Annotated in this window: 1 pseudogene; it reads right to left on the minus strand. The window is 59.3% G+C overall.

The window, feature by feature from the left end:
* A pseudogene (locus HMPREF2907_RS08180) lies at positions 1–231 on the minus strand (IS30 family transposase); the annotation flags it as partial.

Consider the following 231-nt stretch of genomic DNA (forward strand, 5'->3'; position numbering starts at 1 on the left):
GATGGTGTCGGCCTCCCAATCGCCGATGCGGGTTTTCCGGTCGACGATGGCGGGTCGGTTTTCTATGCCGACGCGGTCGGGCACTTTGCCTCCGGTCCATGTGCTGCCGTAGCGTTTGCGGTAGGGTTTGCTGCATATTCTGTGGTGTTGCCACAACGTGCCGCCGTTGCTTTTGTCTTGGCGGAGGTAGCGGTAAACGGTGCTGTGATGGAGTGTGATCCCGTGGTGTTT

Source organism: Neisseria sp. HMSC055H02 (assembly GCF_001813335.1).
Lineage (GTDB): Bacteria > Pseudomonadota > Gammaproteobacteria > Burkholderiales > Neisseriaceae > Neisseria > Neisseria sicca_C.